This is a genomic window from Marinobacter vulgaris, from assembly GCF_003344045.1.
Taxonomy (GTDB): domain Bacteria; phylum Pseudomonadota; class Gammaproteobacteria; order Pseudomonadales; family Oleiphilaceae; genus Marinobacter; species Marinobacter vulgaris.
Window position 1 is genome coordinate 18,948 of the sequence record NZ_QFWX01000003.1, and the last position, 12,867, is coordinate 31,814.

General features: G+C 58.8%; 10 protein-coding genes. All 10 read left to right on the forward strand.

All coding sequences use genetic code 11. From position 1 onward, the window contains the following. The first annotated feature begins 44 nt into the window (after positions 1-44). The 10 genes from dnaE (at position 45) to truD (ending at position 12,780) form a co-directional block, all read left to right on the forward strand. Positions 45-3,527: a DNA polymerase III subunit alpha gene (gene dnaE, locus DIT71_RS06295; protein ID WP_114612385.1), complete on the forward strand. Its 3,483-nt coding sequence runs from the start codon at positions 45-47 to the stop codon at positions 3,525-3,527. 176 nt (positions 3,528-3,703) lie between these two features. After that, positions 3,704-4,657, forward strand: a complete 954-nt coding sequence (gene accA, locus DIT71_RS06300) for an acetyl-CoA carboxylase carboxyl transferase subunit alpha (RefSeq protein WP_114612386.1) — start codon at positions 3,704-3,706, stop codon at positions 4,655-4,657. Beyond that, entirely contained in the window at positions 4,641-6,002 is a 1,362-nt protein-coding gene (tilS, locus tag DIT71_RS06305) for a tRNA lysidine(34) synthetase TilS (RefSeq protein WP_114612387.1), read from the forward strand. Before accA ends, tilS begins: the two co-directional genes overlap by 17 nt. An 88-nt stretch (positions 6,003-6,090) precedes the next feature. Further along, positions 6,091-7,719: a CTP synthase gene (locus DIT71_RS06310; RefSeq protein ID WP_114612388.1), complete on the forward strand. Its 1,629-nt coding sequence runs from the start codon at positions 6,091-6,093 to the stop codon at positions 7,717-7,719. A gap of 2 nt (positions 7,720-7,721) precedes the next feature. Then, entirely contained in the window at positions 7,722-8,567 is an 846-nt protein-coding gene (kdsA, locus tag DIT71_RS06315) for a 3-deoxy-8-phosphooctulonate synthase (protein ID WP_114612389.1), read from the forward strand. Between the two features lie 180 nt (positions 8,568-8,747). Then, positions 8,748-10,043, forward strand: a complete 1,296-nt coding sequence (eno, locus tag DIT71_RS06320; protein WP_114612390.1) for a phosphopyruvate hydratase — start codon at positions 8,748-8,750, stop codon at positions 10,041-10,043. A 158-nt stretch (positions 10,044-10,201) separates the two neighbouring features. Next, positions 10,202-10,474, forward strand: coding sequence for a septum formation initiator family protein (locus tag DIT71_RS06325; RefSeq protein ID WP_114612391.1), 273 nt, complete (start codon positions 10,202-10,204; stop codon positions 10,472-10,474). A 38-nt stretch (positions 10,475-10,512) separates the two neighbouring features. Then, positions 10,513-11,211 (forward strand): 2-C-methyl-D-erythritol 4-phosphate cytidylyltransferase, encoded by a 699-nt coding sequence (gene ispD / locus DIT71_RS06330; RefSeq protein WP_114612392.1) that lies wholly within the window; start codon positions 10,513-10,515, stop codon positions 11,209-11,211. 4 nt (positions 11,212-11,215) lie between these two features. Beyond that, positions 11,216-11,695 carry a 2-C-methyl-D-erythritol 2,4-cyclodiphosphate synthase gene (ispF, locus tag DIT71_RS06335; RefSeq protein ID WP_114612393.1) on the forward strand — a complete coding sequence of 160 codons (480 nt, stop codon included), beginning with the start codon at positions 11,216-11,218 and terminating at the stop codon, positions 11,693-11,695. Further along, positions 11,692-12,780, forward strand: coding sequence for a tRNA pseudouridine(13) synthase TruD (gene truD / locus DIT71_RS06340; RefSeq protein WP_114612394.1), 1,089 nt, complete (start codon positions 11,692-11,694; stop codon positions 12,778-12,780). The genes ispF and truD overlap by 4 nt, the downstream gene beginning before the upstream one ends. Positions 12,781-12,867 lie beyond the last annotated feature (87 nt).

Here is a 12,867-nt window from a genome sequence, read left to right on the forward strand (position 1 = left end):
TTTCGCCCTGATCCGGAACCAATTAGCAGGAACCCCCCGGCGTTATGTCACAGACCTTTGTCCACCTCCGCGTGCACTCCGAATACTCCATGGTAGACGGGCTGGTGCGGGTGAAACCACTGATCAGTCGGGTTGCCGAACTGGGCATGCCAGCGGTCGGCCTGACCGAACAGTCGAACATGTGCTCCCTCGTGCGTTTCTACAAGGCTGCAATGGGCGCCGGGGTGAAGCCCGTGATCGGCGCGGACCTGTGGATTGAAAACCCGGAGGAGCCCGACAACCCTTTCCGGATTACCCTCCTGGCGCGGGACAAAGACGGTTACCTGAATCTCACTGAGATAGTCTCCCTGGGTTACACCGAGGGACAGCGTTTTGGCAAGCCCATTATCCAGCGCAAGTGGCTTGAATGCCGTAGCAACGGGCTGATCGCCCTGTCCGGTGCGCGCATGGGCGATGTGGGCAAGGCGCTGATGGCCGGCAAGCTGGATCTGGCCCGGCAGCGCGCCGAATACTGGACAAATCTCTACCCCGGATCATTTTACCTGGAACTGCAACGGACCGGCCGGCCCGGGGATGAAGACTGCCTGCACCTCAACATTGAGCTGGCAGAAGCCCTGTCATGCCCGGTCGTGGCCACTAACGATGTTCACTTCCTGCATGCGGAGGATTTCGAGGCTCACGAGGCGCGGGTCTGTATCGGCGAAAGCCGCACCCTTGATGATCCGAGACGGGATCGGCGCTTCAGCGACCAGCAGTATCTCCGTAGCGCGGAGGAAATGATCGAGCTGTTTTCGGACATCCCCGAGGCCGTGGAAAATACCGTCGAGATCGCCCGCCGGTGCTCGGTCCAGGTGCGGATGGGTGAGTACTTCCTGCCGAATTACCCCATTCCTGATGGCATGACCATGGATGAATACTTCCGCAAGGTGTCGGAAGAGGGTCTCGAAGAGCGCCTGGCCAAGACCCTGAAAAAAGATGATCCGGACTACGATCAGAAGCGCGAGGCCTACTATACGCGGCTGAATTTCGAGCTGGATATCATTACCCAGATGGGGTTTCCCGGCTACTTCCTGATCGTCATGGACTTCATCAAGTGGGCCAAAAATAACGGTGTGCCGGTGGGCCCTGGCCGGGGTTCCGGTGCCGGTTCGCTGGTGGCCTACGCCCAGCTGATTACCGATCTGGACCCGCTGGAATACGATCTGCTGTTCGAGCGCTTCCTGAATCCGGAACGGGTATCCATGCCCGACTTCGATGTGGATTTCTGCATGGAAGGCCGTGACCGTGTTATTGCCTATGTGGCGGAAAAATACGGCCGTGAGGCGGTGTCCCAGATCATTACCTTTGGCACCATGGCCGCCAAGGCGGTGGTTCGCGATGTGGCCCGGGTCCAGGGCAAGTCCTACGGGCTGGCGGACAAGCTGTCCAAGATGATTCCCTTTGAGCCGGGCATGACCCTGGAGAAGGCGCTCGAGCAGGAGCCACAACTGGTCGAGTTCCTGGAAAACGATGAGGAAGCCCAGGAAATCTGGGAAATGGCACTGAAGCTGGAAGGGGTCTGCCGTAACGCCGGCAAGCACGCAGGCGGTGTGGTCATCGCGCCCACCAAGATAACCGATTTCTCGCCCCTGTATTGCGACGACGAGGGCGGCAGCCTGGTGACTCAGTTCGACAAGGGCGATGTGGAAGACGCCGGCCTGGTTAAGTTCGACTTTCTGGGGCTGCGAACCCTGACGATCATCGACTGGGCTCTGAAGATGATCAATCCCCGCCGGGAAAAGCGGGGCGAGCCACCACTGGACATCAACGAGATCCCGCTGAACGACGTGCCGTCGTTCGAGATGCTCAAGAAGGCGGAAACCACGGCGGTCTTCCAGCTGGAATCCCGGGGCATGAAGGATCTGATCCGCCGCCTGCAGCCGGATTCCCTCGAAGACATGATCGCACTGGTGGCGCTGTTCCGCCCGGGGCCGCTGCAATCGGGCATGGTGGATGACTTTATCGACCGTAAGCACGGCCGCCAGCCGGTGTCGTTCCCGCACCCGGATTACCAGTACGATGGCCTGAAACCGGTGCTGGAGCCCACCTACGGGGTTATCCTGTACCAGGAACAGGTCATGCAGATCGCCCAGGTGATGGCCGGCTACACACTTGGTAACGCAGACATGCTGCGTCGCGCCATGGGCAAGAAAAAGCCCGAGGAGATGGCCAAGCAGAAACAGTTCTTCCTGGACGGTTGCGAACAGAATGGTATCGACAAGACCCTCGCGGAAAACATCTTTGACCTGGTAGAGAAATTTGCCGGGTATGGCTTCAACAAGTCCCACTCGGCCGCCTATGCGCTGGTGTCCTATCAGACGCTCTGGCTGAAAGCGCATTACCCCGCTGAGTTCATGGCAGCCGTGCTGACTGCGGATATGCAGAACACTGACAAGGTGGTCACGCTGGTGGAGGAGTGCCGCAGCATGGGGCTGGAACTGTTGGTGCCCGATGTCAGCCGCTCCGAGTTCACCTTCACGGTGAACGACGAGGGCGCAATCGTTTATGGCCTGGGCGCCATCAAAGGGCTTGGTGAGGGCCCGATTGGCAGCATCCAAGCTGGTCGTGCAGATGGTGAGCCGTTCCAGGACCTGTTCGACTTCTGTCGCCGGGTGGATCTGAAAAAGGTGAACAAGCGCGCCATGGAAGCGCTGATTCGCTCGGGCGCCATGGACAAGCTGGGCGCCGGGCGCGCTCAGCTGATGGCGAGCATAGAGAAAGCGATCCAGCAGGCCGGCCAGCAGTCCCGGAACGAATCCGCCGGTATGACGGATATGTTCGGCGAAATGCTCATGGGGGGGGAGGACGGAGATCCCTATTCCGATGTAGCGGATGTGCGGGAATGGCCAAAGAAACAGCGCCTGAAGGGTGAGAAGGATACCCTCGGGATTTACCTGACCGGCCACCCGTTCGACGAATACGAGAAGGAAGTCCGGCGGTTTGTGCGCTCGTCCATTGCCGAGCTCAAGCCGGCGCGGCAGCCCCAGCGGGTTGCGGGCCTGGTGGTCGCCCAGCGCTCAATGAAAACCCGCACCGGCTCCACCATGGCCTTTATCACCCTGGACGACCGCAGTGCCCGTATTGAGGCAACGCTGTTTTCCGAGGCGTTCTTCGAGAATCGGGAGTTGTTGCAGTCCGACCAGGTGATTGTGGTGGAAGGGCAGGTTAGCCACGACGACTACTCCGGCCAGATGAAAATGCGGGTGAATTCGGTGATGGACGTTGGCACGGCCCGGCAGCAGTTCAGCCGCGGGCTGAAACTGGCTATTCGTGCGGATCAGCTCCAGAATGGCTTGCTCGACAGGCTGGATTCTACCTTAAGGCCTTTCCGGTGTGAGGGCAGCCCGGTATGGATCGAATACAGCAGTGACAATGCCACTACGCGCATCGAGCTGGGCGAATCCTGGCGGGTACAGCCTGACGATGACCTTCTGCTTGAGCTGAAATATCTGGTGGGCGACCAGTCCGTAGAACTGGTCTATGATTGATAGTGTCCGGCAAGGTTCATCCCGGGTGTGGCGGACGTGCTGAAATGTTACGTTTTTGTTAGAAAGCGGACTCATACCAAGGTCCGCTTTAGCCATGGCCCCGGCGCTGCTATCTTTGTCCAAAATTCTGGTTTGGCGACTCACATTCTCGCCTTGCAAGCAAATGATGGAACATCATGAACCCTAACTATCTGGATTTCGAACAGCCTATAGCCGACCTTGAAGCCAAGATTGAAGAGCTTCGGATGGTGGGCAACGATACCGACATCAACATCACCGACGAGATCAGCCGGCTTCGCAAAAAAAGTGTAAGCCTGACTGAAAGCATCTTCTCGGACCTTCAGCCCTGGGATGTTTCAAGACTGGCACGCCATCCGCGCCGGCCCTACACCCTGGACTACGTCGATATGATCTTTGACGACTTCGATGAGTTGCATGGCGATCGTCGTTACGCCGACGACCAGGCCATTGTGGGTGGTACTGCCCGCCTGGACGGAAAACCGGTGATGGTCATTGGTCACCAGAAGGGCCGGGAAGTGCGTGACAAGGTAAAGCGCAACTTCGGCATGCCCCGTCCCGAGGGTTACCGTAAGGCCCTGCGGTTGATGGAGATGGCCGAACGCTTTCGCATGCCGATTCTGACCTTTATCGATACGCCGGGCGCCTACCCGGGTATCGGTGCCGAGGAGCGCGGCCAGAGTGAAGCCATTGCTTTCAACCTGGCGGTCATGTCGCGGCTGAAGACGCCGATCATCTCCACCGTGGTGGGTGAGGGTGGCTCCGGTGGCGCCCTGGCGATCGGCGTTTGCGATCAGCTCAACATGCTGCAGTATTCCACCTATGCCGTTATCTCGCCGGAAGGCTGTGCCTCCATTCTCTGGAAGAGCGCGGAATTTGCCTCCCAGGCGGCAGAGGCCATGGGCGTTACCGCCGATCGCCTGAAGGATCTGGGACTGGCGGACAACGTGATTAGCGAACCGCTGGGTGGGGCCCACCGCAACCCTGAAAAAATGGCCGAATCCCTGGGGCCAACCCTGAGCAAAGGCATCGCCGAGCTCAGTCGTCTGCCATTGGAGGAGCTGGTTGCCCGCCGCTACGAGCGATTGACCCGATATGACACGGGCCGGTAACCCCGGCTCCGGATCTGACTGGCCGGAGGCTCTGTATGCCCCGGTCAGGAACCTGCCTTCCCATTCACACCTGCGGGTCGCTCTAAGCGGTGGCATGGATTCTGCCCTGCTTCTCCATGTTGCTGCCGCATTGTACGCCGGTACCGGTCGGTTGCGTGCAGTCCACGTGAACCATCAGCTACAGCCCAATGCCGGGCAAACCGAAGGTTTCTGCCAGCAACTGTGCCAAAGGCTCGGTGTGCCACTCGACATCCGGCGCGTGGTTGTTCATGGCGGCGATAACACCGGGCAGGACGCGGCTGGGGGAGTTGAAGAAGCTGCCCGTAATGCCCGCTATCAGGTATTCGAAGAGATTCTCGGCTGCGGTGAGTTACTCCTGATGGCCCATCATGGCGATGACCAGGCTGAGACGGTACTGTTCCGACTGCTGCGGGGAACCGGTGTCGCCGGGCTGGGGGGCATGCCGAGCTGTCGCTCCCTGGGCAGCGGACGGGTGTACCGGCCGCTGCTGGGCTTCACTCGCGAAGAGCTTCAAGCCTGGGCCATGGAAAAGCGCATCGACTGGGTGGAGGACCCCAGCAATACCAACGAACGCTTCGATCGCAATTTTCTGCGGCAATCCATTATTCCCACGCTCAAGACACGCTGGCCGTCCCTGGTCGCCAGGGTGGCGCATACGGCCCGTTCATGCCGCGAGGGTGCTGAATTGGCCGGCAAGCTGGCGGAGCTCCGCTTCCGGCAATGTGCCAATGACCGGGGCGCACTTAACGTTGACGCGCTGATGGAACTTGCAATCACTGAGCAGAAAAACCTGCTGCACTGGTGGATCAGACGTCATCACCTTGAACCACCGACGGTTGCGGATTGGCCCCAGGTGCTGGTCGAGCTGCTGCAATCGCCCTCGGATCGTGAACCGCAGTTGCGTGGCACCGGCTTTGCGGTTCGGCGATACCAGGGATACCTGTACCTGGTTCCTGAACAAGCTCCGGTGCCCTCGGGCGTATCGGTTCTGGTTCCGGAGCAGGAACTGGTTTGGGGAGAGTGGCGATTGAGGCTTGACGCGTCGGAGAATCACAAAATACCGGCGCCCGAAATACGGATATCAACGAGGGCAGGGGGAGAGCGTCTGCGGCCAACCGCGCAGGGCCCCTCAAGATCCCTGAAGAACTGGCTGCAGGAAAAACACATTCCGCCCTGGGAGAGGGCCCGGCTCCCGCTGCTTCGGGAGATGGAGGATGGCAGGGAAGAAGTTGTAGGGGTTGGCGATCTGTGGCTTTCGTGCAAATACGGTGGAGCGGCCCCGGCCAGTGGCTGGCGCATTGTCGTGAGGCGGGAATGTAATTGAGAAGGTAGGGCCTTTCTGGTAGTCTGGCGTCCCATCTTGAGATGATAATCTCCCTCCTTCACCGAACCAGACAAATCACGGAATCTGCATGACGCGTTATATTTTCGTCACCGGCGGTGTCGTGTCCTCCTTGGGGAAAGGTATCGCATCAGCCTCTCTGGCAGCGATCCTAGAGGCACGCGGCCTGAAGGTCACTATTCTCAAGCTGGACCCGTATATCAACGTGGACCCCGGCACCATGAGCCCGTTTCAGCACGGTGAGGTTTTTGTCACCGAAGATGGCGCGGAAACGGATCTGGATCTGGGGCACTACGAGCGGTTCATCCGCACACCGATGTCGCGCCGGAACAACTTCACCACTGGTCGCGTCTACGAAGAAGTGATTCGTAAAGAGCGCCGTGGCGACTACCTTGGTGGCACGGTTCAGGTCATCCCTCACATTACCGATGAGATCAAGCGCCGTGTGGTTGAAGGCGCCTCCGGTGCTGACGTGGCAATGATCGAGATCGGCGGCACCGTCGGCGACATAGAGTCGCTGCCGTTTCTGGAAGCCTGTCGTCAGCTGAAAGTGGAAGTCGGCCCCCAGCGCGCGCTGTTCATGCATCTGACCCTGGTTCCGTACATTGCCACCGCCGGTGAGATCAAAACCAAGCCCACCCAGCATTCCGTTAAAGAAATGCGCTCCATCGGTCTTCAGCCCGATATCCTGCTGTGCCGTTCTGAGCACGAAGTGGATGCCAGTTCCCGGCGCAAGATCGCGCTGTTCACCAACGTGGAAGAGCGGGCGGTTATTCCGTTGCAGGATGCCAAGTCCATCTATGCCATCCCGCGTATGCTTCACGAGTTCGGCCTCGACCAGCTGGTCATCGAGCGGTTCGGCATTGATGCCAGCCCCGCGGACCTGAGCGAATGGGACGCAGTGGTTGAGTCCCTGATGAACCCGGACCACGAAATCACGGTTGCCATGGTCGGCAAGTACATGGAGCTGCTGGACGCCTACAAATCGTTGATCGAGTCGCTCCTGCATGCTGGCATCAAGACCCGCACCAAGGTCCGGATGAACTACATCGACTCTGAAGACATCGAGCGTGATGGCACGGGCGCACTGGACAGTGCTGATGCCATACTGGTTCCCGGTGGCTTTGGCGAGCGTGGGGTGGAAGGCAAGATTCGCACTGTACAGTACGCCCGGGAAAACAAGGTTCCCTACCTGGGCATCTGTCTGGGAATGCAGGTTGCCGTTATCGAGTACGCCCGCAACGTAGCCGGCCTGAAAGATGCCCACAGCACCGAATTCCGTGAACACACGCCGGAGCCTGTAGTAGGTCTGATTACTGAATGGCTGGATGCCAGCGGAGAGAAGGAAGAGCGCACCGAAGCATCTGACCTTGGCGGTACCATGCGTCTGGGCGCCCAGGACTGCGTGGTGTCAGAAGGCTCGACCATCGCCAACTGTTACGGTCGCAAAACCATCCGCGAGCGTCACCGGCACCGGTTTGAGGTCAACAACCACTTCCTGCCGCAACTGGAAGGAGCCGGCCTGCGAATCTCGGGCCGCTCGACGGACGGCAAGCTGGTTGAAGTGGTGGAAGTGCCCGACCACCCCTGGTTCGTCGCCTGCCAGTTCCACCCGGAATTCACTTCCACTCCCCGTGACGGTCATCCGCTGTTCAAGGGCTTTGTTGAGGCAGCACTGGCCCGCAAAAAGGAATCCTGATCATGGCGCAGAGTATGGTTAACGTCTCGGGAATCCCGGTCGCCAACGACAGGCCGTTCGTGCTATTCGGCGGCATGAATGTCCTGGAATCTCCGGAAATTGCCATGGAAGTGGCCGAGGCCTATGTCGAGGCCACCAGCAAGCTCGGCATTCCCTACGTATTCAAGGCGTCCTTCGACAAGGCCAACCGCTCTTCGGTACATTCCTTCCGTGGCCCGGGGCTGGAGAAAGGCCTGCAGATACTGGCTGACATTAAAAACAGGTTCGGTGTCCCCATCATTTCCGATGTCCATGAGCCGTCCCAGGCCGCACCTGCCGCGGAAGTCTGTGACATTATTCAGCTGCCTGCCTTTCTGAGTCGACAGACGGATCTGGTTGTCGCCATGGCGCAAACCGGTGCCGTCATCAATATCAAGAAGGCCCAGTTCCTGGCGCCCCAGGAAATGAAGCACATCATCACCAAGTGCGAAGAGGCCGGTAACGACCGGGTGATCCTGTGTGAACGGGGCAGTAGCTTCGGTTATAACAATCTTGTCGTCGATATGCTGGGCTTCGGCATCATGAAGTCGATGAATGTGCCGGTGATGTTCGACGTGACCCATTCTTTGCAGATGCCCGGTGGTCGTGCTGATTCAGCCGGCGGCCGCCGCGCACAGGTGACCGACCTTGCCCTGGCGGGTATGTCCCAGGGTCTGGCTGGGCTGTTCCTGGAAGCGCATCCCGATCCGGACAAAGCCAAATGCGACGGCCCCTGTGCGTTGCGGCTGAGTCAGTTGGAGCCGTTTCTTCAGCGAGTCAAAGCTGTGGATGATCTTGTAAAAAACTTTAAGCCTCTCGATACCGCCTGACTGGCGGTTTTTGCGTTCCAGAAGGACTATGGGAGTGAGCGGGAGCGGCCCTGCGAAAATGTGCGGAGCCATGGATGGCGGAGCCCAAACGCACATGGATGTGCTTGTAGCGTTTTTCGTAGGGCCGTTCCCGTTCACTCTTACTCCCAAATTTGAAATCAAACTTGGAGACAGAGAAGAATGACCAAGATTGCCAACATTAAAGGCCGTGAGGTACTGGATTCCCGTGGGAATCCAACCGTGGAAGCAGACGTTATCCTCGAAGATGGAACGCTGGGTACTGCATCTGCCCCTTCTGGAGCTTCCACCGGTTCACGTGAAGCTCTGGAGCTTCGGGACAAAGACACCAACCGGTATCTGGGTAAAGGCGTACTCAAAGCTGTTGAAGCGGTAAATACTAAAATCCGTGACGCTTTGATTGGTAAAGATGCAGCCGACCAGCGTGCTCTCGACAACATCATGCTGGAGCTGGACGGCACCGAGAACAAAGCCAACCTGGGCGCCAACGCAATTTTGGCCGTCTCTCTGGCAGCCGCCAAGGCCGCTGCTGCGTCACTGGGCAAGCCGCTGTACGCGCACATTGCCGACCTGAACGGCACTTCCGGCAAGTACAGCATGCCGGTGCCGATGATGAATATCCTCAACGGCGGCGAGCATGCCGATAACAACGTTGATATCCAGGAGTTCATGATTCAGCCAGTGGCGGCCACGTCGTTTTCCGAGGCCCTGCGTATCGGTGCGGAGATTTTTCACGCGCTGAAGACGGTTCTCAACAGCAAGGGCCTGAGCACGTCGGTGGGTGACGAAGGTGGTTTCGCACCGGACCTGCCTTCCAACGAAGGCGCCCTGGCGGTGATTCAGGAAGCGGTTGAGAAGGCCGGTTACAAGCTCGGTACGGATGTGACCCTTGCTCTGGACTGTGCATCTTCCGAATTCTACAAGGATGGCCAGTACCAGCTGTCCGGTGAGGGCAAATCCTTTGATTCCGCCGGCTTTGCCGATTATCTGGCGGGGCTGTGCGAGCGTTATCCGATCGTGTCCATCGAAGACGGCATGGATGAGAGCGACTGGGATGGCTGGAAAGTGCTGACCGAGAAACTCGGCGACAAGGTTCAGCTGGTAGGCGACGACCTGTTCGTTACCAACACCAGAATTCTCAAGCGGGGCATCGACACCGGCGTGGGTAATTCGATCCTGATCAAATTCAATCAGATCGGCAGCCTGAGTGAGACCCTCGACGCCATCAGGATGGCCCAGGATGCCGGTTATACGGCAGTGATCTCCCACCGTTCCGGTGAGACCGAGGACACCACCATTGCCGATCTGGCGGTTGCCACCTGTGCCGGCCAGATCAAGACCGGCTCCCTGTGTCGCTCCGATCGGGTTGCCAAGTACAACCAGCTGCTGCGTATTGAGGAAGCACTGAATGGCAGTGCACCCTATCGTGGCCTGAGCGAGATCAAGGGCCAGGGCTGAGCGCCATATCGTCCGGCGATCAGCTTTGAAGGCCATCGTGATTCCCAAATACAGAGACACGATGGCCTTTTTGTACAACTGGTTAGCATAACTTGTTGCTAAACTACACTAAGGTCTATACTGACTGTCCGGTTGTTGCATCGTAAACGGAATTCGCAATGAAGTTGCTCTGGTCCATCATGATAATCCTGATTCTCCTGCTGCAGGTGCGCCTGTGGGTCGGGGAGGGCAGTTTTGCCCAGGTATGGGGGCTGGAAAAGGCGATTGCCGAGCAGCGCGAGGAAAATGCCGAGCTGGGGGTTCGTAATGAGCGCCTCTACGCCGAGGTCCGCAATCTCCGTGGCGAAAAGGGCGCTGTTGAGGAGCGGGCGCGCATGAATCTGGGGCTGATCCGTAACGATGAAACCTTCTTCCTGGTGGTCGAGCAATAGCCCGCCAAACGCAAGACCTCCCAAAGCCGACCAAGCCCATGAGTAAACCCCGCTACTGGCTGATTGTTCCCGCTGCAGGCTCCGGCCAGAGAATGAGAGCGGACTGGCCGAAACAGTATCTTCGGCTGGACCAACGGTTTGTCCTCGATATCACACTTTCCCGTTTGCTGGATAATGCTGCTTTCGCCGGTTGCATGGTGGCCATCGGCCCCAATGACCAACGGTGGCCGCAAACGGACGCCAGCAGGGACCGCCGTATCAGTACCTGTATCGGTGGTGCGGAGCGCGCTGAATCCGTGTTGGCTGCCCTGGATGCGTTGTCTGATCGTACGCGGGAGGATGACTGGGTGCTGGTTCACGATGCGGCTCGCCCCTGCCTTCACCCCGACGATCTTGCGCGTCTGTTATCCGAGTTGCAGGATCATCCCGTGGGCGGCTTGCTGGCAACGCCGGTGGCCGATACCCTGAAGCGCACCGGGCCCGGGAACCATGACGTTGAAGCGACGGTCGATCGTCGCGATCTCTGGCGGGCGCTGACGCCCCAGATGTTCCGTTTCCTGGCGCTGAAACAAGCGCTTGAGAGTGCGATTGATTCAGACTATCCGGTAACCGATGAGGCCTCGGCGATTGAGTTTGCCGGTCAGATACCCTGTATCGTGGAGGGCCGACCGGATAACATAAAGATCACTGTACCTGCTGATCTGGCCCTCGCCGGTTTTATCTTGAAAAGGACCTGACACTATGCGAATTGGGCAAGGCTTCGATGTCCATGGTTTTTGCGCTGGCGATCACGTAATTCTCGGAGGTGTCCGTATTCCGTTCAGCGAGGGGCTCAGAGCCCATTCTGATGGGGATGTGCTGCTGCATGCCCTTGCTGATGCGTTGCTCGGGGCCTGTGCGCTGGGAGACATCGGTCACCTGTTTCCAGACACCAGTGACGAGTGGGCGGGAGCGGATAGCAGGGGACTGCTGCGCAGGGTCCGGGAGCGCGTGTCCGACGAAGGGTTCGTGGTGGGCAACGTGGACGCAACCATTATTGCCCAGGCTCCGAAAATGGCTCCCCATATCGAAGCCATGCGACTTAACATTGCCGAAGACCTCGGTATTCCCGCCAGCAGGGTCAGCGTCAAGGCAACGACCACTGAAAAGCTCGGTTTTACCGGCCGTGGTGAAGGCATTGCCTGCCAGGCTATCTGTCTGCTCGAGCCGGTGTCCTCATGATTGTGACGCCGGATTTGCCACAGGAAACGTCTGCCTGGCGCCTCGACTGGCCAACTTCGACCGGCGAACGGGTGGCCAGTGCCACCCTCAAGTCTACCCCCGATGATTTTTTCGTGGATGAAGATCTGTCGCTGCCGGATGAGCTGGCGACCGGCGGTGAGCACCTATGCATCCGGTTGCAGAAAAAAGGGGATAATACCGACTACGTGGCGCGACAACTGGCGGCGCTCTCCGGCTGTCGCCATTTTGACGTGGGTTTTTGCGGACTCAAGGACCGCCACGCGGTCACCCGCCAGTGGTTCAGTGTCTACAGGCCGGGCCGGGAGGATGAAGACGCCGCATTTCTTGCGCAAGTGGCGCAGAGCTGGCCTGTTATGGAGCATCACCGCCAGCCACGCAAGCTGCGCCGTGGGGACCACCGCGGCAATTTCTTCGAGTTGATCCTGAGAGACGTGTCGGGAGATGCCGATGCGGTTGACCGGGCTCTGACTCGGTTACGGGACGTCGGTTGCCCCAATTATTTCGGGCCCCAGCGATTCGGCCACAACGGCGCCAATCTTGACCGGGCACTGACCATGGATCCGTCAAAGCTGAACCGTCGTGGTTCACGCAACCCCAAGAAACCCGGCAGGGGCAGGGCAACCTCTGGCAGTGGCGACAGTAAAAACGTATTGTACTTTTCTGCAGCACGGTCCTGGTTATTCAACGAAGTGCTTGGTTACCGGGTAAAGACCGGCACCTGGCTGGAGACAATGGACGGGGAACCGGGTAGCGGTGAAAATCAGGGTATAATGGTCACCGGTCCTCTGTGGGGTGACGGTGGAACAGAAGCGGTATCTGCCCAGGGCGAGCTCGAACGTGCGCTGGTTGCTGAGTATCCCGGGCTGGCAGCTGTTTTTTCAACAACACGTATGAAGCCTGAGCGGCGGCCACTCAGGATGTTGCCGGGTGCGCTGGAGTGGCAATGGCAGGGCAGTGATCAGCTGTTGCTGAGGTTCTGGCTGGCACCTGGCCAGTATGCAACGAGTCTGCTGAGTGATGTGTTCGATATAACAGATGCGACCAGGGACGCCGGGCAGAGCTGATACTTTCCGGTCAAAACAGGGGCATGAGACCCCGACAATAAATTATCCCGCACCACTTTCCTGTCTGGAGAGGCGAAACGGGTAATC

What these genes read in the sequence shown, in the direction of transcription:
- dnaE (WP_114612385.1), top strand. Translation starts at nt 45, where the DNA reads ATGTCACAGACCTTTGTCCACCTCCGCGTGCACTCCGAATACTCCATG.
- accA (WP_114612386.1), top strand. Translation starts at nt 3,704, where the DNA reads ATGAACCCTAACTATCTGGATTTCGAACAGCCTATAGCCGACCTTGAA.
- tilS (WP_114612387.1), top strand. Translation starts at nt 4,641, where the DNA reads ATGACACGGGCCGGTAACCCCGGCTCCGGATCTGACTGGCCGGAGGCT.
- DIT71_RS06310 (WP_114612388.1), top strand. Translation starts at nt 6,091, where the DNA reads ATGACGCGTTATATTTTCGTCACCGGCGGTGTCGTGTCCTCCTTGGGG.
- kdsA (WP_114612389.1), top strand. Translation starts at nt 7,722, where the DNA reads ATGGCGCAGAGTATGGTTAACGTCTCGGGAATCCCGGTCGCCAACGAC.
- eno (WP_114612390.1), top strand. Translation starts at nt 8,748, where the DNA reads ATGACCAAGATTGCCAACATTAAAGGCCGTGAGGTACTGGATTCCCGT.
- DIT71_RS06325 (WP_114612391.1), top strand. Translation starts at nt 10,202, where the DNA reads ATGAAGTTGCTCTGGTCCATCATGATAATCCTGATTCTCCTGCTGCAG.
- ispD (WP_114612392.1), top strand. Translation starts at nt 10,513, where the DNA reads ATGAGTAAACCCCGCTACTGGCTGATTGTTCCCGCTGCAGGCTCCGGC.
- ispF (WP_114612393.1), top strand. Translation starts at nt 11,216, where the DNA reads ATGCGAATTGGGCAAGGCTTCGATGTCCATGGTTTTTGCGCTGGCGAT.
- truD (WP_114612394.1), top strand. Translation starts at nt 11,692, where the DNA reads ATGATTGTGACGCCGGATTTGCCACAGGAAACGTCTGCCTGGCGCCTC.